Origin of the sequence: Streptomyces olindensis (assembly GCF_040645895.1) — a bacterium.
Taxonomy (GTDB): Bacteria; Actinomycetota; Actinomycetes; order Streptomycetales; family Streptomycetaceae; genus Streptomyces; species Streptomyces olindensis.
On sequence record NZ_JBEYZD010000065.1, the window covers coordinates 18,105 to 39,508 of the forward strand.

15 protein-coding genes and 1 pseudogene are annotated in these 21,404 nt (G+C 73.2%); 13 read left to right on the forward strand and 3 right to left on the reverse strand.

The features are described from left to right. The first annotated feature begins 201 nt into the window (after nt 1-201). The 5 genes from ABZ948_RS31635 to ABZ948_RS31655 all read left to right on the forward strand — a co-directional run bounded on the left by ABZ948_RS31635 (nt 202) and on the right by ABZ948_RS31655 (nt 10,653). On the forward strand, nt 202-3,825 hold the full coding sequence (locus ABZ948_RS31635) for an ATP-dependent helicase (RefSeq protein ID WP_359765310.1): 3,624 nt from the start codon (nt 202-204) through the stop codon (nt 3,823-3,825). Nucleotides 3,826-3,918: 93 nt separating this feature from the next. Next, entirely contained in the window at nt 3,919-7,506 is a 3,588-nt protein-coding gene (locus ABZ948_RS31640) for an ATP-dependent helicase (RefSeq protein WP_359765311.1), read from the forward strand. A 10-nt stretch (nt 7,507-7,516) separates the two neighbouring features. Then, nucleotides 7,517-8,920, forward strand: coding sequence for a dipeptidase (locus ABZ948_RS31645; RefSeq protein ID WP_359765313.1), 1,404 nt, complete (start codon nt 7,517-7,519; stop codon nt 8,918-8,920). 156 nt (nt 8,921-9,076) lie between these two features. After that, nucleotides 9,077-10,021 carry an NAD(+) diphosphatase gene (nudC, locus tag ABZ948_RS31650; protein WP_190049454.1) on the forward strand — a complete coding sequence of 315 codons (945 nt, stop codon included), beginning with the start codon at nt 9,077-9,079 and terminating at the stop codon, nt 10,019-10,021. A gap of 14 nt (nt 10,022-10,035) precedes the next feature. Continuing rightward, nucleotides 10,036-10,653, forward strand: a complete 618-nt coding sequence (locus ABZ948_RS31655) for a class I SAM-dependent methyltransferase (protein ID WP_359765315.1) — start codon at nt 10,036-10,038, stop codon at nt 10,651-10,653. Between the two features lie 40 nt (nt 10,654-10,693). Here ABZ948_RS31655 and ABZ948_RS31660 read toward each other — a convergent pair whose 3' ends face one another. Beyond that, nucleotides 10,694-10,936 carry a mycoredoxin gene (locus ABZ948_RS31660; RefSeq protein ID WP_003992805.1) on the reverse strand — a complete coding sequence of 81 codons (243 nt, stop codon included), beginning with the start codon at nt 10,934-10,936 and terminating at the stop codon, nt 10,694-10,696. A gap of 97 nt (nt 10,937-11,033) precedes the next feature. Between ABZ948_RS31660 and ABZ948_RS31665 the strand changes: the two are divergent. The 5 genes and pseudogenes from ABZ948_RS31665 (at nt 11,034) to ABZ948_RS31685 (ending at nt 15,135) form a co-directional block, all read left to right on the forward strand. Next, nucleotides 11,034-13,317 (forward strand): annotated as a pseudogene (locus ABZ948_RS31665) (ATP-dependent DNA helicase UvrD2). A gap of 164 nt (nt 13,318-13,481) precedes the next feature. After that, complete coding sequence (locus tag ABZ948_RS31670; protein ID WP_359765317.1) at nt 13,482-13,808, forward strand: hypothetical protein; 327 nt, start codon at nt 13,482-13,484, stop codon at nt 13,806-13,808. Between the two features lie 172 nt (nt 13,809-13,980). Beyond that, nucleotides 13,981-14,349 (forward strand): WhiB family transcriptional regulator, encoded by a 369-nt coding sequence (locus ABZ948_RS31675; protein WP_356199600.1) that lies wholly within the window; start codon nt 13,981-13,983, stop codon nt 14,347-14,349. Beyond that, entirely contained in the window at nt 14,346-14,669 is a 324-nt protein-coding gene (locus tag ABZ948_RS31680) for a putative WhiB-interacting protein (protein ID WP_359765319.1), read from the forward strand. Before ABZ948_RS31675 ends, ABZ948_RS31680 begins: the two co-directional genes overlap by 4 nt. Before the next feature lie 244 nt (nt 14,670-14,913). Next, nucleotides 14,914-15,135 (forward strand): hypothetical protein, encoded by a 222-nt coding sequence (locus ABZ948_RS31685; protein WP_359765321.1) that lies wholly within the window; start codon nt 14,914-14,916, stop codon nt 15,133-15,135. Between the two features lie 37 nt (nt 15,136-15,172). Here the strand turns inward: ABZ948_RS31685 and ABZ948_RS31690 are convergent, their stop codons facing one another. Further along, on the reverse strand, nt 15,173-16,543 hold the full coding sequence (locus ABZ948_RS31690) for an ABC1 kinase family protein (protein WP_359765323.1): 1,371 nt from the start codon (nt 16,541-16,543) through the stop codon (nt 15,173-15,175). Beyond that, nucleotides 16,536-17,750: a ThiF family adenylyltransferase gene (locus ABZ948_RS31695; RefSeq protein WP_359765325.1), complete on the reverse strand. Its 1,215-nt coding sequence runs from the start codon at nt 17,748-17,750 to the stop codon at nt 16,536-16,538. The genes ABZ948_RS31690 and ABZ948_RS31695 overlap by 8 nt, the downstream gene beginning before the upstream one ends. A 370-nt stretch (nt 17,751-18,120) precedes the next feature. Between ABZ948_RS31695 and ABZ948_RS31700 the strand changes: the two genes are divergently transcribed. The 3 genes from ABZ948_RS31700 (at nt 18,121) to ABZ948_RS31710 (ending at nt 21,396) form a co-directional block, all read left to right on the forward strand. Then, nucleotides 18,121-18,729, forward strand: coding sequence for a M48 metallopeptidase family protein (locus tag ABZ948_RS31700; protein ID WP_359765328.1), 609 nt, complete (start codon nt 18,121-18,123; stop codon nt 18,727-18,729). 142 nt (nt 18,730-18,871) lie between these two features. Further along, nucleotides 18,872-20,704, forward strand: coding sequence for a TerD family protein (locus ABZ948_RS31705; RefSeq protein WP_359765330.1), 1,833 nt, complete (start codon nt 18,872-18,874; stop codon nt 20,702-20,704). Nucleotides 20,705-20,715: 11 nt separating this feature from the next. Beyond that, nucleotides 20,716-21,396: an AIM24 family protein gene (locus ABZ948_RS31710; protein ID WP_359765332.1), complete on the forward strand. Its 681-nt coding sequence runs from the start codon at nt 20,716-20,718 to the stop codon at nt 21,394-21,396. Nucleotides 21,397-21,404 lie beyond the last annotated feature (8 nt).

Below are 21,404 nucleotides of genomic sequence, written 5' to 3' on the forward strand. Positions count from 1 at the left end.
GGGCACACCGGCGGCATGACGTACGTTCGTGAGACGAGGGGCACGAGTGCCGTGAGTGGCCGGCGGGAAAAAGGGGAAGCCCTGCTTCCGCCTCGCCGGTCGGCGTAGCGTCGGCTGCACGTGCCCCCGTCACCCCGCGGTCACCGCCCGCCACGCGCGGCGGCCCGCCAACCAGCACTTCCACCAGGACCGGCGAACCACGTGAGCTCCTCTTCCTCCACCAGCGGCCTGTCGCACCCCCGGGTGCGGCGGGGGAGCCGTGGCGCTTACCGACTGGTACGTACCCCTCCTGCCCGGGTGGACCCCCCTCTTTTGGACGCCTCGCAGCGCTCCGTGGTTGACCACGCGGCCGGTCCGCTGCTCGTCCTCGCAGGCCCGGGCACCGGCAAGACCACCACGCTCGTCGAGTCCGTCGCCGAGCGGATCGCCCGGGGCGGCGACCCCGAGCGCATCCTGGTGCTCACGTTCAGCCGCCGCGCGGCCGTCGAACTGCGCGACCGCATGGCCCTGCGCACCGGGGCGGCCCGCGCCCCCCAGGCGACCACCTTCCACTCGTTCTGCTACGCCCTGGTCCGCGCCCACCAGGACAGCGACCTGTTCGTGGAGCCGCTGCGGCTGCTGTCCGGCCCCGAGCAGGACGTCTCGGTGCGTGAGCTGCTCGCGGGCCAGGTGGACCTGGAGCGGCTCGGACTCGCACACGTGCGCTGGCCGGACGAACTGCGCGCCTGCCTGACCACGCGCGGTTTCGCCGACGAGGTCCGCGCGGTCCTCGCCCGCACCCGTGAACTCGGCCTCGGGCCCGACGCCCTGGACGCCTTCGCCCGCCGCACGGGACGCCCCGACTGGCGTGCCGCTGCCGCCTTCCTCGCCGAGTACCTCGACGTGCTGGACCTGCAGGGCGTGATCGACTACGCGGAACTCGTCCACCGCGCGGTGCTCCTCGCCCGCCGCCCCGAGATCGCCGCCCGGCTCGCCGCCCGCTACGACGCCGTCTACGTCGACGAGTACCAGGACACGGATCCCGCCCAGGTGCGGCTGCTGCACGCCCTGGCCGGCGGCGGGCGCACCCTGGTCGCCTTCGGAGACCCCGACCAGTCGATCTACGCGTTCCGCGGGGCGGACGTGAACGGCATCCTGGAGTTCCCGCACGCCTTCCCGCGCGCGGACGGCCGTCCGGCCCCCGTCGCGGTGCTGCGCACGTCCCGCCGCTCCGGCGCCGCCCTGCTGGCCGCCACGCGGCTGCTGACCCAGCGCATGCCGCTGACCCGGCTGCCCGCCGAGAAGGTGCGCGCCCATCGCGAACTCGCCTCGGTCCGGGACGGCGGCCGCGTCGAGGCGTACACGTACCCGACGGCCGGGACGGAGCTGGACAACATCGCCGACATCCTCCGCAGGGCCCACCTGGAGGACGGCGTCCCGTGGAGCGAGATGGCCGTCCTGGTACGCGCCGGTTCCCGGACCATCCCCACGCTGCGCCGCGCCCTGTCGGCGGCGGGCGTCCCCGTGGACGTCGACGGCGACGACGTGCCACTGCGCCATGAACCCGCCGTGGCGCCGCTGCTGACGGCGCTTCGGGCGGTGGCCTCGGCGGAGGTGGCGCGGGCAGACGGGCTCGCGGACGGTGCCTCCAGGGCGGTGGCAGACAGTGCGTCCGGAAGGCGGGGAGACGGCGCGCTGGCGGATGGTGCGTCCGGACGGTCCGGAGACGTGGCCTCCGGCGCGGTGGCAGACAGTGCGTCCGGAGGGCACGGAGACGGCGCGCTGGCGGACGGTGCGTCCGGACGGTCCGGAGACGTGGTCTCCGGCGCGGCGGTGGACAGTGCGTCCGGAAGGCAGGGAGACGGCGCGCTGGCAGACGGTGCGTCCGGGCGGTCCGGAGACGCGGCGGCGGACAGAGCGTCCGGAGGGTCCGGGCGGTCCGGAGACGCGGGATCCGGCGAGTCCGGGCCCGGCTGGCTCGACACCGAGACCGCCCTCGCCCTCCTCACCTCCCCCCTGGCGAGCATGGACGCCGCCGACCTGCGCCGTCTCGGCCGGGCCCTGCGGGACGAGGAGCGGGCCGCGGGCAATCCACTGCCGCCGCCCTCCGACGTGCTGCTCGCGCGGGCCCTCGCGGAGCCGGAGCGCCTCGCCGTGCACGACCCCGCGTACGCGCGTGGCGCCCAGCGCCTCGGCGCGCTGCTGCGCAAGGCCCGGGAGCGGCTGGCCGGCGGCGGCACGGCCGAAGAGGCGCTGTGGGACCTCTGGGAGGGCACCCCCTGGCCCGGCCGTCTGGAGCGGGCCGCCCGCCGGGGCGGTGCTGCCGGACGCAACGCGGACCGCGACCTGGACGCGGTCTGCGCCCTGTTCGCGACCGCTGCCCGCGCCGAGGAACGCTCCGGCGGCCGGGGCGCGCTGAACTTCCTGGAGGAGATCGACGCCGAGGACATCGCCGCCGACACCCTCACCCGGCGTGCCGTACGCCCCGACGCCGTCCGCCTGATGACCGCGCACCGCTCCAAGGGGCTGGAATGGCGCCTCGTGGTCGTCGCGGGCGTCCAGGAGGGCCTGTGGCCGGACCTGCGCCGTCGCGGCTCCCTGCTGGAAGCCGACCGCATCGGCCGCGACGGACTCGCCGAACCCCTCACCCCCGGCGCGCTGCTCGCCGAGGAGCGCCGCCTGTTCTACGTGGCCGCCACACGCGCGCGTGAACGGCTCGTCGTCACGGCCGTCAAGGCCCCCGCCGACGACGGCGACCAGCCCTCCCGGTTCCTGACCGAACTCGGCGTCGAACCCAAGGACGTCACCGGGCGCCCGCGCCGCCCCCTGTCCGTCGCGGCACTCGTCGCCGAACTGCGCGCCACCACGGTCGACCCGCGCGTCTCCGACGCCCTGAGGGAGGCCGCCGCCCGCCGGCTGGCCCGGCTCGCCGCCCTCGCCGACGAGGACGGCCGCCCCCTGGTGCCCTCCGCGCACCCCTACCGCTGGTGGGGCATGTTCGAGCCGACCGAGTCCAAGGTGCCGCTGCGCAACCGCGATCAGCCCGTCGTGCTCTCCGGCAGCGCGCTCGACCAACTCGCCAACACCTGTGCCCTGCAGTGGTTCCTGGGCCGTGAGGTGAAGGCCGACGCGCCCGCGACCGCCGCGCAGGGGTTCGGCAACGTGGTGCACGTCCTCGCCGACGAGGTCGCCTCCGGGCGCACCCCGGCCGACCTCTCCGTCCTCATGGAACGCCTCGACTCCGTGTGGAACGCCCTCGCCTTCGACGCGCCGTGGAAGTCGGAGCAGGAGAAGGACAACGCGCGCGTGGCGCTCGAACGCTTCCTCCAGTGGCACGTCATGGACCGCGCCGGGCGCACTCCGGTGGCCAGCGAGCACGACTTCGACGTCACCCTCGAGGCGGGTGACTACCAGGTGCGCATCCGCGGCCAGATGGACCGCGTCGAGGCCGACGGCGACGGCCGCGCCTACGTCGTCGACTTCAAGACCGGCAAGCAGGTGCCCACCGGGAAGGAGGTGGAGCGCCACCCGCAGCTCGCCGTCTACCAGCTGGCCGTCCGGGAGGGCGCCGTCGACGAGGTCTTCGACGGCGTGCGACCCGAGCCGGGCGGGGCCGAACTCGTCCACCTCCGCCAGGGCGCCGCCCGGCGCGACGGCGGCGAGGACCTGCCCAAGGTGCAGGCCCAGGAGCCGCTGGAGGGGGAGTGGGTCGGCGATCTGCTGGCGACCGCCGCCGGGAAGGTCCTCGACGAACGGTTCACGCCGACCGCCGGGCAGCACTGCACGCACTGCGCGTTCCGGGCCTCGTGCAGCGCGCGTCAGGAGGGGCGTCACGTCGTGGAGTGATCCATCGCACCACATGAGCTGACCTGCGGTTCTTCCACCCGGGACAGCAGATCGTGCCGCCGCTGTCAGTGCCCGCCGCTAGCCTCTTTCGTTGTGCCAGCCCGTATCACCGACCCCGAACAGCTCAAGGAGCTCCTCGGCATCCCCTTCACCCCGGAGCAGACGGCCTGCATCACCGCGCCGCCCGCCCCGCAGGTGATCGTGGCCGGGGCCGGCTCGGGCAAGACGACGGTGATGGCGGCACGCGTGGTGTGGCTGGTCGGCACCGGCCAGGTCGCCCCCGAGCAGGTGCTCGGCCTCACCTTCACCAACAAGGCCGCCGCCGAGCTCGCCGAGCGCGTCCGCAAGGCGCTCGTCAGGGCCGGCGTCACCGATCCGGACGCCATCGACCCGGACAACCCACCGGGCGAGCCGGTGATCTCCACGTACCACGCCTTCGCGGGCCGCCTGCTGACCGACCACGGCCTGCGCATCGGCCTGGAGCCCACGTCCCGGCTGCTCGCCGACGCCACCCGCTTCCAGCTCGCCGCGCGCGTGCTGCGCGAGTCACCCGGGCCCCACCCGGCGCTGACCCGGTCCTTCGCGGACCTCGTCGGCGACCTCCTCGCCCTCGACGCCGAACTGGCCGAGCACCTCGTACGCCCCGAGGCGCTGCGCGCGTACGACGCCGAACTGCTGCTGACCCTGCGCGGAGCCAAGCTCACCAACGCCGACCTGCGCAAGGTGCCCGAGGCGGCCGCCGCCCGCCGCGAGCTGGCCGAACTGGTGACGCGCTACCGGGCCGCCAAGCGCGAGCGGGACCTGCTCGACTTCGGCGACCAGATCGCCCTGTCCGCACAGCTCGCGAAGATCCCCGAGGTGGGCCGCGTCCTGCGCGACGAGTTCCGGGTGGTCCTGCTCGACGAGTACCAGGACACCTCGGTCGCCCAACGCGTCCTCCTGGCCGGCCTGTTCGGCGAGGGCACCGGCCACCCCGTCACCGCCGTCGGCGACCCCTGCCAGGCGATCTACGGCTGGCGCGGCGCCTCCGTCGCCAACCTCGACGACTTCCCCGAGCACTTCGCCCACGCCGACGGCCGCCCCGCGACCCGCCAGGCCCTCAGCGAGAACCGCCGCAGCGGCGGCCGCCTCCTCGACCTCGCCAACGGCCTCGCGGAGCCCCTGCGCGCCCTGCACGCGGGCGTGGAGGCCCTCCGCCCGGCGCCCGGGGCCGAGCGCGACGGCGTGGTCCGCTGTGCCCTGCTGCGCACCCACGCCGAGGAGATCGACTGGGCCGCGGACTCCGTCGCCCACCTCGTCCGCACCGGGACGGCACCCGGCGAGATCGCCGTCCTGTGCCGCACGGCGACCGATTTCGCCGAGATCCAGGGCGCCCTGGTGGCCCGGGACATCCCGGTCGAGGTCGTCGGCCTGTCCGGCCTGCTGCACCTGCCCGAGATCGCCGACCTCGTCGCCGTCTGCGAGGTCCTCCAGGACCCCGGCGCCAACGCCGCCCTGGTGCGCCTGCTGACCGGCCCGCGCTGGCGCATCGGCCCGCGCGACCTCGCCCTGCTGGGCCGCCGCGCCCGGCTGCTGGTGTCCCACGCGCGCGTGGAGGGCGACGACGACCCGGACCGCCGCCTCGCCGAGGCCGTCGAGGGAGTCGACCCGTCCGAGGTGATCTCGCTCGCGGACGCCCTCGACACGTTCCTGGAGACGCCGCTCGACGGCCACGGGGACGACGACGGACTGCCCTTCTCGCCCGACGCGCGCGTGCGCTTCGCCCGCCTCGCCACCGAGCTGCGCGAGCTGCGCCGCTCCCTGGCCGACCCGCTGATGGACGTCCTGCACCGCGTCCTTGCCGTCACCGGCCTGGAAGTCGAGCTGTCCGCCTCGCCGCACGCCCTGGCCGCCCGCCGGCGCGAGACCCTGTCCAACTTCCTGGACATCGCCGCCTCCTTCGCCGCCGGCGACAACGAGGCGACCCTGCTCGCCTTCCTCGGCTTCCTGCGCACCGCCGCCCAGTACGAGAAGGGCCTCGACAACGCCCTCCCCGGCGGTGAGAACACCGTCAAGGTGCTCACCGCCCACAAGTCCAAGGGCCTGGAGTGGGACGTCGTGGTCGTCCCCGGCCTGGTCACCGGCACCTTCCCCAGCAGCCAGGGCCGCGAGAAGTGGACCTCCCAGGGCAAGGTCCTGCCGCACGGGCTGCGCGGCGACGCCGACACCCTGCCCGACGTGCCCTCCTGGGACGCCAGGGGCCTGAAGGCCTTCCACGAGGCGATGAAGGAGCACCAGCACACCGAGGAACTCCGCCTCGGGTACGTCACCTTCACCCGCCCCCGCTCCCTGCTCCTCGGCTCCGGCCACTGGTGGGGACCCACCCAGAAGAAGCGCCGCGGACCGTCCCCGTTCCTCCAGGCCCTCTACGAGCACTGCGAGGCCGGGTACGGCGAGATCGAGGCCTGGGCGGACGAACCCGCCGACGACGAGGAGAACCCGGCCCTCCACCAGGCCACGGCGGAGCAGGTCTGGCCCCTGCCCCTGGACGAGACCGCCCTGGCCCGCCGCCGCGCCGCCGCTGAGACGGTCCTGGCCCACCTGGAGGACCTCGCGTCCCACGAGGACGGGCATCCCGCGGCCGTGCACGACCCCGATGCCCTCGACGACCCGGAGTGGCCCCCGCCGCCCGAGGACGACGAGCCTCCGTACGACGAACCGGACCCGTTCGACGACGGTCCCTTCGACCAGGATCCCTTCCAACAGGGCCCCTTTGACGAGGGCTCCTTCGACATGGCCACCTCCGGCGAGGGCGAGGCCCCCTCCGGCGAGCCCCCCGTGGAAGAGGCCTTCGGCGAACCCCCGGCGGGCGGCGACGCCCGGCCCGCGGACCGCCGCCCCACCGTCCCCCGCCAGGCGGCCCCACCGCAGCTCCCGCACGCCGGGGAGTACCCCCGCCTCACCCCCGAGGAGGCCCGCACCGTCGCCTCCTGGGACCGCGACCTCGACGCCCTCACCGGCGAGCTCCTGCGTGCCCGCGACAGCGTCACCGAAGTGCCCCTGCCCGCCTCCCTCACGGCGTCCCAGCTGCTGAGCCTCGCCGCCGACCCGGACGGCTTCGCGCAGGAGCTGGCCCGCCCCATGCCCCGGCCGCCCCAGCCCGCCGCCCGCAGGGGCACCCGCTTCCACGCCTGGGTCGAGGCCCGCTTCGAAGAGCTGACGCTGCCCATGCTGGAGCCGGAGGAACTGCCCGGCAGCGAGGCCGAGATCGCCGACGAACGGGACCTGGAGGCCCTCAAGGACGCCTTCGAGCGCACCCCCTACGCGCACCGCACGCCCTACCGGGTCGAGGCCCCCTTCCATCTCACGATCGCCGGCCGCGTCGTCCGGGGCCGCATCGACGCCGTCTACAAGGAGGGCGACGGGGAGGACGCGACGTACGAGATCGTCGACTGGAAGACCAGCCGCTCCCGCACCGCGGACCCCCTCCAGCTCGCCGTCTACCGCCTCGCCTGGGCCGAGCAGCAGGGCGTGCCCCCGGAGTCGGTCACGGCCGCGTTCCTGTACGTACGCACCGGGGAGGTCGTACGCCCCGAGGAGCTGCCGGACCGCGCCGCCCTGGAGCGGCTGCTCCTGGACGAACCGCCCGGCGGGCAGCCCGGTGAGGAACCGCACTCCGAGGACGTCAGTGCGGGCCGATAGGCTCGTGACCATGAGCCAGACCCCGGACAGCGTCGTCCGTACGTACATCGAGCAGCATCGCGGCGCCTTCCTCGACGACCTCGCCGAGTGGCTGCGGATCCCGTCGGTGTCGGCCCAGCCGGACCACGCGCCCGACGTACGACGCAGCGCCGACTGGCTCGCCGCCAAGCTGCAGGAGACGGGCTTCCCGACGGCCGAGGTCTGGGAGACTCCGGGGGCACCCGCCGTCTACGCCGAGTGGCCCTGCGACGACCCACAGGCACCCACCGTGCTGGTCTACGGCCACCACGACGTCCAGCCCGCCGCCCGCGAGGACGGCTGGGACAGCGAGCCCTTCGAGCCGGTCGTGCGCGGAAACCGCCTCTACGCGCGCGGGGCGGCCGACGACAAGGGCCAGGTCTTCTTCCACACCCTCGGCGTCCGCGCCCACCTCGCCGTCACCGGCCGTACCACCCCGGCCGTGCACCTGAAGCTGCTGATCGAGGGCGAGGAGGAGTCGGGCTCGCCGCACTTCCGGGCCCTGGTCGAGCAGCACACCGAGCGGCTCGCCGCCGACGCCGTGATCGTCTCCGACACCGGCATGTGGTCCGAGGACACCCCCACGGTGTGCACGGGCATGCGCGGCCTCGCCGAGTGCGAGATACGGCTGTACGGCCCCGACCAGGACATCCACTCCGGTTCCTTCGGCGGTGCCGTGCCCAATCCGGCGACCGAGGCGGCCCGCCTGGTCGCCGCCCTGCACGACGAGCACGGGCGCGTGGCGATCCCCGGCTTCTACGACGGTGTGATCGAGCTCACCGACCGCGAGCGGGAACTCTTCGCCGAGCTGCCCTTCGACGAGGAACCGTGGCTGCGCGCGGCCAAGTCGTACGCCTCCCGGGGAGAGGCCGGGTACAGCACCCTGGAGCGCGTCTGGGCCCGCCCCACGGCCGAGGTCAACGGCATCGGCGGCGGCTACCAGGGCCCCGGCAGCAAGACGATCGTCCCGTCGTCCGCCATGGTGAAGCTGTCCTTCCGGCTGGTGGCGGGCCAGGACCCCGGCCATGTGGAGAAGGCCGTCCGGGCGTGGGCCGAACAGCAGGTGCCCGACGGGATCCGCTGCGAGATCACGTTCAGCGGGGCCACGCGCCCGTGCCTGACGCCGCTGGACCACCCCGCCCTGCAGTCCGTCGCCCGCGCGATGGGCCGGGCCTTCGGCAAGCCGGTCCGCTTCACGCGCGAGGGCGGCTCCGGGCCGGCGGCGGACCTCCAGGACGTCCTCGGAGCACCCGTGCTCTTCCTCGGCATCTCCGTCCCGTCCGACGGCTGGCACGCCCCGGACGAGAAAGTGGAGCTCGACCTGCTCCTGAAGGGCGTGGAGACCACCGCCTACCTGTGGGGTGACCTCGCCGAGCACTGGCGCCATGCGCCCTGAGCGTTCCGTGCCGTCCGGACCGGCGACGCGCGCGGGGCACACTGGAAGGGCCGCCCCGCACCGCCCGAGCCCACCGGACCCGGCCGCCTCCCGCCGTACGTCCCGCTGAACAGTCCGCCGAACCCAACCGTTCCACCGGGGGAGTTGGAAGCACCCGTGACCACCTGGACCGACCACAACGCCGACCGACCCATCTCACTCACCGCCCCGAGCGGCATCGACCGGGCCGCGCACCACCGGCTCGACGAGGCCTGGCTCGCGGCGGCGTGGAGCCACCCCTCCACGCGCTGCTTCGTGGTCTCCGGCGGCCAGGTCCTCATCGACGAGACGGCGGACGGGCGTACCGAACTCGTCATGACCCCCTCCTTCGAGGCCCCCCTCACCGAGGCACACCGCTACTTCCTCGGCATCGACGAGGACGGCGTCAGCTACTTCGCCCTCCAGAAGGACTCCCTGCCCGGCCGCATGGACCAGTCCGCGCGCCCGGCGGGCCTGCGCGAGGCGGGACTGCTGCTGTCGGCGCGTGACGTGGGCCTGATGGTGCACGCGGTGGGCCTGGAGAACTGGCAGCGCACCCACCGTTTCTGCTCCCGCTGCGGCGAGCGCACGGTCATCGCGGCGGCCGGTCACATCCGCCGCTGCCCGGCCTGCGGCGCCGAGCACTACCCGCGCACGGACCCCGCCGTGATCATGGCCGTCACCGACGAGGACGACCGCATACTCCTCGGCCGCCAGGTCCACTGGCCCGAGGGCCGCTTCTCGACCCTCGCCGGTTTCGTCGAGCCCGGCGAGGCCATCGAGCAGTCGGTGCGCCGCGAGGTCCACGAGGAGGTCGGCATCACCGTCGGCCAGGTCGAGTACGTCGCCAGCCAGCCCTGGCCCTTCCCCTCCAGCCTCATGCTGGGCTTCCTGGCCCGCGCCACCACGACCGAGATCGACGTCGACGGCGACGAGATCCACGAGGCCCGCTGGTTCTCCCGCGACGAACTGCGCGCCGCCTTCGAGTCCGGCGAGGTGCTCCCGCCCTACGGCATCTCGATCGCGGCCCGCCTGATCGAGCTCTGGTACGGCAAGCCGCTCCCGACGAGAAGCGTCGCCTGACGGGGGCCGCCCGGGTGCCCGATCCCTACTGGAACCACAACGTCCACCACCACCCGGCGGTGCTCGCCGCCGTACCGGAGGGCTGCGGCACGGCCCTGGACGCCGGCTGCGGGGACGGACTGCTCGCCCGCAAGCTCGCGGCACGGGCGGCGTCCGTCACGGGCGTGGACCGGTCACCGGAGATGATCGGGCTCGCCCGCGCGCACGCGCCCGTGCCCGGCAACGTCAGCTACCTGGAGGCGGACTACCTCGCCGGCGGAACCCTGCCCGAGGGCGCGTACGACTTCGTCAGCGCGGTCGCCGTGGTCCACCACGCGCCGTTCGAGGAAGCAGTCACCCGCCTCGCCCGGCTCACGGCGCCGGGCGGCCGTCTGGTGATCGTCGGCATGGCCGCCAACCGGACGCCCCTGGACTGGCTCATCAGCGCGTGCGGCGTGCCCGCCAGCCTGCTGCTCGCCCGCCTCCACGGCGGCAAGCGGGGCCCGGCGGGCATGCCCATGGAAGACGCGCACATGTCCTGGGCGGAGATCCGGCGGGCGCTCGATCGCCTGCTGCCCGGCTGCCACTTCCGCCGCACGCTGCTGTGGCGCTACGTCATGGTGTGGGACAGACCACGAGAAGGCGGCCCCTGAGTCGCCTCAGGAACCGCCTTCCCGCAGTACCGCACGGCGACTAGGCGCCGATCTTCTGCTTCACCTGAGCCAGCGACGGGTTGGTGAGGGTGGAGCCGTCCGGGAACAGGACGGTGGGCACCGTCTGGTTTCCGCCATTCGCCTTCTCCACGAACGCGGCGGACTCCGGGTCCTGCTCGATGTTGATCTCGGTGTACGCGATGCCCTCGCGGTCCATCTGGCTCTTCAGCCGGCGGCAGTAGCCGCACCACGTGGTGCTGTACATCGTCACAGTGCCCAGCATGTCTCTCGTGCTCCTTCGGTGGCTCGGGGACGATCGGTCGCGCTGGTGGAACATATGTGAAAGCTCCACCATTCCCGGGACCCGGGCGGCACGGGGCGTGACGCCTGCCGCATTAGTACGACTATCGGTGCCTGCCTGTGGACAACCGGGCGCAGCCGTCTCCCACGACCTGGCAGCATGGCCGTGTGACAGCAGCAACGCACTCCACCCTGTTCCCGCAGGTACCGGACTCGGCCGACGCGGTGCTCGAAGGGCTCGACCCGGAGCAGCGCGAAGTGGCCACCGCCCTGCACGGCCCGGTGTGCGTCCTGGCGGGCGCCGGCACGGGCAAGACCCGGGCGATCACCCACCGCATCGCCTACGGAGTGCGCGCCGGCATCCTGCACCCCTCCAGCGTGCTCGCCGTCACCTTCACCAACCGCGCCGCCGGGGAGATGCGCGGCCGGCTGCGCCAGCTCGGTGCCGCGGGCGTCCAGGCGCGTACGTTCCACTCGGCGGCCCTGCGCCAGCTCCAGTACTTCTGGCCGAAAGCGATCGGTGGCTCCATGCCCCGGCTCGTCGACCGCAAGATCCAGCTCGTCGCCGACGCGGCCGCCGCCTGCCGCATCCGCCTCGACCGGGGCGAGCTGCGGGACGTCACCGCCGAGATCGAATGGTCCAAGGTCACCCAGACCGTCCCCGCCGACTACGCGCCCGCCGCCGCCAAGGCCGGCCGCGAGACGCCCCGTGACCCCGCCGAGATCGCCCAGCTCTACGCCGCCTACGAGGACATCAAGCGCGAGCGCTCCGTCATCGACTTCGAGGACGTGCTGCTGCTGACGGTGGCCGTCCTCCAGGACCGGCACGACATCGCCGAGCAGGTCCGCGCCCAGTACCAGCACTTCGTTGTCGACGAGTACCAGGACGTCAGCCCCCTCCAGCAGCGCCTGCTGGAGCTGTGGCTGGGCGAGCGGGACAACCTGTGCGTGGTCGGCGACGCCAGCCAGACGATCTACTCCTTCACGGGAGCGACGCCGGACCACCTGCTCGACTTCCGCACCCGCCACCCCGGCGCCACCGTCGTCAAGCTGGTCCGCGACTACCGCTCCACCCCCCAGGTCGTCCACCTCGCCAACGGCCTGCTGGCCCAGGCCAGGGGCAGGGCAGCAGACCACCGTCTGGAACTCGTCTCGCAGCGCGCCCCGGGACCCGAGCCGGTCTACACCGAGTACACCGACGAGCCCGCCGAGGCGGAGGGCGCGGCCCGCCGCATCCGCGAGCTCATCGACTCCGGGGTCCCGGCCGCCGAGATCGCCGTCCTGTTCCGTACGAACGCCCAGTCCGAGACCTACGAACAGGCCCTCGCCGACGCCGCGGTGCCCTACCAGCTGCGCGGTGCCGAGCGGTTCTTCGACCGCCCGGAGGTGCGCAAGGCGGGCGTCGCCCTGCGCGGCGCGGCCCGCTTCGGCGGCAACGACTCCCTCCTGGACGACGTCGTCGACCTGCCCTCCCAGGTGCGCGCCGTACTGTCGGGGGAGGGCTGGACGCCGCAGCCGCCGGCCGGCTCCGGTGCCGTGCGCGAACGCTGGGAGTCCCTGGCCGCCCTGGTGAACCTCGCGCAGGACTTCGCCGCCGCCAAGCCGGGCGCCACCCTGGCGGACCTCGTCGCCGAGCTGGACGAGCGGGCGAACGCCCAGCACGCCCCGACCGTGCAGGGCGTCACCCTCGCCTCCCTGCACTCTGCCAAGGGCCTGGAGTGGGACGTCGTCTTCCTGGTGGGTGTCGCCGAGGGCATGATGCCGATCACCTACGCGAAGACCGACGAGCAGATCGAGGAGGAGCGGCGCCTGCTCTACGTCGGTGTCACCCGGGCGCGGGAACGCCTCCATCTCTCCTGGGCGCTCTCCCGCTCACCCGGCGGGCGCCCCAGCCGCCGCCCCAGCCGCTTCCTCGACGGATTGCGCCCCGGCTCCACGGCCACCACCGGCCGCACCGGCACCGGCGCCACGGGCGGTATCGAGCGCGGAATCCCCGGAACCAGGGATTCCGCCCCGAGACGAGTGCAACGAACCCCCGCCCGCTGCCGGGTCTGCGGCCGCACGCTGACCGACGCGGGCGAGATGAAGCTGATGCGCTGCGACGACTGCCCCTCCGACATGAACGAGGCCCTCTACGAGCGGCTCCGTGAGTGGCGCGCCGAGCAGGCACGGAGCAGTGGTCAGCCCGCCTTCTGCGTCTTCACCGACAGGACTCTGATGGCGATCGCGGAGACCGCGCCCGACGACGAGCACGAGCTGGCCCGCATCCCGGGCGTCGGGATGCGCAAGCTCACCCGCTACGGAGCCGACGTACTGGCCATCTGCGCAGGCCAGTACAGTGCGGGGGACACGGATCAGGACTGACGCGAACTCGTCGAAAAAATAGTTTGCGCATGCCCCAGCAATCCCCATAGGTTCTTAGGCACGAGAGCAGCGGCCTTCTCGAAGGCCCTGATTCCGTGTTGTACTTGCATATCCGTCGGACTGGTTCACCCAGTCCCCCGAGACGCCGAGAGGAGGCGAGTCCAGTGATCAGCATCAACACCAGCTCCATCAGCACCGTGAAAATGACCGATCGCTCGGCCGTCTCCGCGTGCATGCTCGGCGTTTCGAACCTGGGCACCGGTCTGTCCGGCATTCGTGCCGCCCGTCCGGCGTCCGCCTCCGTTGCTCCCGCGGGTCTTCCTGTCCGCGAGCGCAATGAGCGACCGACCAAGGCACTGGAAGCGGCAGTAGCGGCACAGGCGCAGGCCTATGCCCTTACGGCGACCGGTGCCGGATTCCGGAAGCAGACGACGCAGCACCACCTGATGTGGGCCTTCCGTGGGCCAGAACCCTGGAGTGATCCAGCCTGATTCGATCAGGCCGGCGCCTTCAGGGCCGCGGAACCCCATCCGGGATCCGCGGCCCTTCTGTTTGTCCCTGACCAGGGACGACGGACCGAAGGAGCCTCGGGACAAGAAAAGAACCCGGTACCAGCCGCCCCCCGGCCAACAGCCGGAAACGACCAGACGAGGAAGACGAACCGTGCAACTCGAAGCGCACGCCCCGTCCGTACCGCCTTCCGACACGATCCCCAAGCCCGGCTCCACGGAGGACTCCACCTTGACCCCGCTCACCGCGCTCACCGCGCTCGACGACGCCATCGAGAACCTCGGCGTACCCGTCCCGTGCCGCTCCTACGACCCGGAGGTCTTCTTCGCCGAGTCGCCCGCGGACGTCGAGTACGCGAAGTCCCTCTGCCGCACCTGCCCGCTGGTCGAGGCCTGCCTCGCCGGCGCCAAGGAGCGGCGTGAGCCCTGGGGCGTCTGGGGTGGCGAGCTGTTCGTCCAGGGTGTCGTCGTCGCCCGGAAGCGGCCGCGTGGCCGCCCGCGCAAGAACCCGGTCACGGCATGAACACCGCAGGAACGATCGACCGCCCCCTCACGCACGACCCTCAGAAGCAGGCCCCGATGAAGCCGTCCACCGACGAGCCCGCAGGCTCCGCGACCCAAGACTTCACCACCACCGGCGCGACGGACTCGCGTCAGAACAGGACCCGACAGATGCAACTCATCCCAGAAGCCATGGCTCGTGCGCATATGCACGAGCGACTGCACGAGGCGGAGCGGGAACGCCAGGCCGTGCGCCTGGCGGCCGCCCGCCGGATGCAGCGCAGGGCGGAGCGCGCCTCCCGGCGTGCCCGCCGGGCGCTCGCCATGGCGGTCATGCAGTAGTCCACCGCACCTGAGGCGATGGCCTCCCGCCCGGGAGGCCGTGCTCTTCCCGCGGGGGCCGGTCCGTGCCGAACGGACCGGCCCCCGCGGTGCGTTGTACCCGCGCCGGGTGGAGCTCGGCGCACGGAGCGCGGGCGCCGCCGTCAGCGGAGGGCGGTGCGTGCCGTCAGAGATGCCCCGCGCGGAGGGCGCGCTGGGTCGCCGGTGTCTCCGCAAGAGCCGGGCACGGCGTTATCGTCGCGGGGTGACGAGTCCTCCCCGAGGCAGTGACGACGGCTCCACGGCGGACCCCCGGCGGCGCTTCGTGTGCGCCCGCTGCGGCGCCTCGGCCGACGACCCGACCGCAGGACCGCCCCTCACCTGGACCTGCTCCGTGGAGGACGGCGTCCGCCGCTACTTCTGCGAGAGCTGTTCCCGGGAGAACCTCAGGTCGATCGAAGGGCGCCTGGACTCGGACTGGTGGTGAAGCGCGGGCACCGGGACAACGGCGGTGCCCGCGGGGCTCACGCCTCCGCCACCGACGGCGCGCCGTCCACCGGGTCCTCCGGTACGAACCCCGGCAGCCACTCCTCCAACTCCTCGCGCAGACGCACCGTCGACCCCAGCTGACACAGCACGCCGATCGTGCTGAGGGTCACCCGGTGGATCAGCAGGTACGACGGCGGCAGGTTGAGCTGCTTGCCGAGCTGGTAGGCGGGGGAGCGCGGGTCTGCGATACGGGCCGCCTGGCTGCGCATCCAGCCGCGGGTGAAGGTGAACTCCTCGACCTGGGCCGGCTCGATGATCGGGAGCAGGTAGTCCAGGACCGCCTCGGGATCCAGCTCTATGGTCTCCTTGACGAAACCCTCCGCGCACAGCAGCTCGTAGACCGCCTCGGCCTCGCCGTCCAGGGTCATGCGCAGGGACTCGCCGATGGTGGCCGGCAGACCGCCCGGGAGACGGTCGACCGTCCCGAAGTCCAGGACGCCCAGGCGCCAGTCGTCCGCACCCTCCGGGCCGCCGGGGAGGAGCCGGAAGTTGCCCGGGTGCGGATCGGCGTGCAGCAGGCCGGTGCGGGCGGGGCCCGAGAACAGGAAGCGGGCCAGGAGCTGACCGGCACGGTCGCGCTGCTCCTGGGTGCCGTCGGAGATGATCTCCGACAGCGGGATGCCGTCGATCCACTCGGTGACCAGGACCTGGTCGGACTGGTGGACGACCTGCGGCACGACCACGTCCGGATCGTCCGTGAACTCCTCGGCGTGGACCTGCTGGGCCTGGGCCTCCAGGCCGTAGTCCAGCTCCTCCGAGACACGGTCCTTCAGCTCCGCGATCAGCGGCTTGATGTCCATGCCGGGGATCAGCGGCCCGAGCAGGCGGGAGAAACGGCTCAGCTGGTTCAGATCGGACAGCAGGGCCTCGCCCGCGCCCGGGTACTGCACCTTGACCGCCACCTCACGGCCGTCATGCCACACCCCACGGTGCACCTGGCCGATCGAGGCCGCCGCGGCGGGCTTGTCCTCGAACTCCAGGAACAGCTCGTGCCAGCCCTCGCCGAGCCGCTCCTCCAGCACCGCGTGCACGGTGCGGGTCGGCATCGGGGGCGCCGCCTCCTGGAGCTTGGTCAGCGCGGCGCGGTAGGGACCCGCCACCTCCTCGGGCAGCGCCGACTCGAAGACGGACAGGGCCTGCCCGAACTTCATCGCACCGCCCTTGAGCTCGCCGAGCACCTTGAACAGCTGCTCCGCGGTGCGCTGTTGGAGCTCGCGGCCGACGAGCTCCGCCGACTCGCCGACGATCCGCTTGCCGAATCCCCAGGTCGCTCGCCCGGCGATGCCGAGCGGGAGCGCGGCGAGCTTGGCGGTCCGGGTGACCGCCTTCCGGGGAAGATCAGACATGCGCCCTCCAAGTCCCAGCCGGCCGCTCCGCCTCTGCCTCACGGCACTGCTCCGACGGCCGTTGCACCGCCATTGTCTCGTGTGACTCCCCGTCCTGTGAGGGGTGCTCCCCCTTTCCTCTCTCCGCCGCGGCGCACGGGCATGCCGAATGGGGCCGGACCGGCCGGGCGTGCCAGTGGAGAGCAGGGAGGGAGACCTCCCAGCGCGCCCCGGCGCTCGACGGGACCCGGCCGTCCAGGAAGGCGAGTGCGTGGGCGGCCGCCAGCCCGGCCGTCGTTGTGGCCAGCGTCAGGTCGCAGGCCCGTACCTGCCGCTGCCGGCCGGAGCGCCACTGTGCCACGAGGCGAGGCCAGGCCGGATCCCGGTCGGTGCGGCTCTCGTGCCAGCAGCCCGCGCAGCCGGTCTCCCCGGGCAGGACGAATGGGCCGACCACGCCGGTTCCCTCCACGACACCGGCGTACAGATGGGGTGTCCCCGAGGACATCAGGGGCTCGGCGGCGGACGGGTCGGGCGCGTGCACCGCGACGTCATCCCGCGGGGCGATGATCACCAGGGAGAAGCCCGGGTCGCCCTCCTCCGGAGGTTTCTGGGTCGGTGTGCGGCGCGGTGGCCGGCCCGGCGCCGCCCGGCGCACGGCCCGGCGGGCCGCCTCGTCCCGCCGGTCGCCGACGGCGTCTGCGGGCAGCCCGCCCGGGGCGACGTCCCAGGGCTCCACGCGGCCGACGTCGCGCACGTCGACCTCGCCCACGCCGGCCCCCGCCAGCAGCGAGGCCAGTACGGCGCCCACCCGGCCCGCGCCCCGCACCTGCACGCGCTGCGAGCGCCGGGCGGCCAGCCGGCCGATCGCGTCGCCGGGTGCCGACGTGGTCAGCGACAGCGAGGCCAGGTCGGGGCGCAGCCGGTCCAGGACCTCCTTCTTCCGCCGCAGGGCGTCGGCCGCCGGCCCGCCACCGCGTGCGTCGTCCAGGATTCCGGCCTCCGCGAGGCCGCGCACCAGTCCGTCGACGTGGCCGTCGGGCAGATCCATGCGGCGGCCCTCCTCGCGGAGCAGCTCCAGCCCCCGTGTGCCGTTCAGCAGGTCGAGGAAACTGCCCGACGCCAGGTCCATCGGGCCGAGCGTCATCGCGTGCGCCGGTGTCATCCCGAACTGCACGGTGTTGAGATCGCGCCAGCCGCGCCTGAGCGCGGGTTTCACCATCGGATGCATGACAGGCCCCCCGAATGCCCTAGATCTTCCCCATATGCCGGTCGAGCGTGTGCGCAGGCCGGATCTGCGGCAGGCGCGGACCGGCCGGCCGGCCAGCGAGCAAGCCAGCCAGCCAGCGAGGCAGCCGACCAGCCACCGAGCAAGCCACCGAGCCAGCCAGTAAGCAAGCCAGCCGGCCGCCCCTGGTCCCGGACCGCACCCGCCCGTCGCTTCGCCGACCACAGCCAGCATGCCTAAACCCGCAGCCCGCTGCCGAAAGTTGTCCACAGGCAGGGGTATTCGTCGTACAAATCCGGCGGCCGGCGGCGGCATCGGCACGGAACCGTCCCGGAGCCGGGACTTCCCCGGGTGCAGCCGGTAACGTCGGGGCGTGCCCGCCGACCCACTGCACCGCGCCGGAAAGCCACAGCGCAGCACGACGAGCCAGCCGCCGAGCGGCTCGGGGGCGAGCGCGATCGAGGTCCGCAGGAGCGCCCGCCGACGCAGGACGGTCTCCGCGTACCGCGAGGGCGATCGCACCGTAGTGCTCATCCCCGCCCGGATGTCCGAGGCGGAGGAACAGCGCTGGGTGAACGTCATGCTCGACAAGCTGGCCGCCCAGGAGAGCAGGCGGGCCCTCGGCGACGCCGAGCTGGCGGAGCGGGCCCGGCGGCTCTCGGACCAGTACTTCGACGGGCGCGCCCGGCCCGCTTCGGTGCGCTGGGTGACCAACCAGAACACGCGCTGGGGGTCCTGCACCCCCTCCGAGGGCAGCATCCGCCTCTCGCACCGCCTGCAGGGCATGCCCGAGTACGTCGTCGACTACGTCCTCGTCCACGAACTCGCGCATCTGCTCGTCCCCGGCCACGGACCCCGCTTCTGGGAGCTGCTGGAGGCCTACCCGCGCACGGAGCGGGCGCGGGGCTACCTCGAAGGCGTGGTCGCCGCCGAGCGGTTGCCCCATGTGCCCGGCGCGAGGGACGAGAGCTCCGCGGGGTGAGTGACCGCTTTCCGCGAACGAGCTGCCGATACGGCTGAGCGCGGGTTCTGTACCGGGTCTGTACCGACATCCTCCGGTGTCCGGATTTGCCGTTAGCCTGGCGCGACGCACTCACGTTCTGGATGGGGGACGGTCGTTACGCATGGCCAGGGAATTCCAACGCGGCCACAAGGCCAGGATCAGTGACCTCACCGCGGGCACGGATCTGTACGTAGGCGTGCAGATCACCGGCCCCGGCCTGAGTTTCGACATCAGCTGCTTCGGCCTCGACGCCGACGAACGGCTCTCCGACGAGCGGTACTTCGTCTTCTACAACCAGCCGAAGTCCCCCGAGGAGGCCATTCAGCTCCTCGGTGCCCAGGCCGGCGACACGGAGTCCTTCCGGGTGACGCTCGACCGGATCCCGCCGCAGATCCAGAAGCTGTCCTTCACGGCGACGATCGACGGCGCCGGGCAGATGTCCCAGATCGCCCCCGGCTACCTCCGCATCGTCGCGGGCGGCGAGGAGGTGGCCCGCTACCCCTTCGACGGCTCGGAGTTCTCCACCGAACGGGCCGTGATGCTGGGCGACTTCTACCTCAAGGACGTCTGGCGGTTCGCCGCCGTCGGACAGGGCTTCGACGGCGGCCTCGACGCGCTGCTGAAGAACTTCGGCGGCGAGGTCGCCGAGGAGGAGACGCCCGCGCCCGCCCCGCAGCAGCCGCAGGCCGGCGCCGCCCCGGGCTTCGCCCCGCCCGCCTTCGCCGTCCCCGGCACGCCGGAATCCGCGCCGGCTCCCGCACCCGTGCCGGCTGCCGCACCCGCCCCGGCTCCCACACCGGCAGCGCCTCCGGCCCCGGCGCCCGCGCCCGCCCCCCAGCCCGCCGCGCAGGGCTTCGCGCCCCCGCCCGGAGCGACTCCGCCCGGAGCGACCCCACACGGAGCCACCCCGCCCGGCCCCACACCACCGCCGGCCCCGGCGCCCGCACCCCAGGTGCACGCCGCCCCGACCATCGTCGCGCCCATGCACACCCCGCCCGGCGGTTCCCCGGTGCCGCCCCCGGCCCCGGCGCCCGCGCCGTACGGCCAGCCCTGGCAGCAGCCGACGGCGTACGGCCAGGTCCCCGGCCAGACGGCCCCGCCGCCTCCCGGATACGGCCAGCCGCAGGCACCCCAGGCCCCGGCCCCGCCGCCCGGATACGGCCAGCCCACCCCGCCTCCGGGCTACGGCCAGCCCACGCCGCCCCCGGGCTACGGCCAGCAGCAGCCGCCGTACGGGCAGGCCCCCTACGGAACCCCGCAGCAGGGAGCCCCGCAGGCCGCCGCTCCCCAGGGCGCGGGCGTGGCCGCCGCGCTCCAGCAGTTCAAGGAGACGCCCACCGGTCAGCGCTGGACGCAGCAGAACAAGAAGCTCGTCCGCGTCGACCTCGGCATCGGCGGGCAGCCCGTGCTGGCCCGGCAGGGCAGCATGGTGCTCTACCAGGGCAAGGTCGACTTCAGCTACAAGGGCGCGGGCTTCGCCGGCCGGATCGTGGGCAACGCGACCGGCCAGGAGATGCAGCTGATGCGCTGTACGGGTCAGGGGCAGGTCTTCCTCGCCGAGAACTCGACGATGCTGCACCCCATCGAGCTCCAGGGCGACGCCGTCTGCGTCTCCGCCGAGAACGTCCTGGCGTTCGACGAGAGCCTCACCTACGAGGTCCGCCGCATCGAGGGTCACGGCATCCCCGGAGGCGCGCTGTTCACGATGCAGTTCCAGGGCACCGGAACCGTGGTCGTGAAGACGCACGGCACGCCCGTGGTGCTGCCCGTCACGCCCACCACGTTCGCCGACTGCAACGCCGTGGTCGCCTGGTCGGCCGCGGCCCAGGTCGTCGTCTCCAGCCAGGTGCGGATGCGCCGCAACGCCTACCCCGGTGACACCGGCGAGAGCGTGAACCTCCAGTTCCGGGGAGCGCCCGGCAACTTCATCGTCGTCCAGCCGTACGAGGTCTGAGGGAGCCCGTCATGACACAGCTGCTCGCGGGCCACGCCCCCGCACCCGTCACCGCCCGCATGGAGAACCACGGCAACCACATGCTGAAGGTCGCCATGCAGACCGGGAACGACCTCCTCGCGCGCGTGGGGTCGATGGTCGCCTACGAAGGGTTCGTCCAGTACGAGCCCAACCCGCCGGCCGTGCGCCAGATCGCCAAGGACTGGCTGACCGGTGAGGGCGCGCCCCTGATGAAGTGCTCCGGCGACGGCCTGCTCTACCTCGCCGACTACGGGGCGAACGTCGTCGTGATCAACCTCAACGGCGACGGCATCTCCGTCAACGCCACCAACCTGCTCGCCTTCGACGCCCACCTCACCTGGGGCGTGGAGCGGGTCAAGGGCCTGGCGAAGTTCGCCGGGCAGGGCCTGTGGAACACCAGGATCTCCGGGCAGGGCTGGGTCGCGCTGACCTCCCGGGGCAAGCCGATCGTCGTCGACTGCGGTGGCGGCGAGGACGAGACGTACGTCGACCCCGACGCGCTCGTCGCCTGGTCCCCGAACCTCAAGGTGAAGGGCAAGCGCAGCTTCCGGGCGCAGTCGCTGATCGGCCGTGGCAGCGGTGAGGCCTATCAGATGGCCTTCTCCGGTCAGGGCATCGTCGTCGTCCAGCCCAGTGAGGACAGCACCGACCGCCTCCGGGTCCGGGGCTGAGGGGGAGC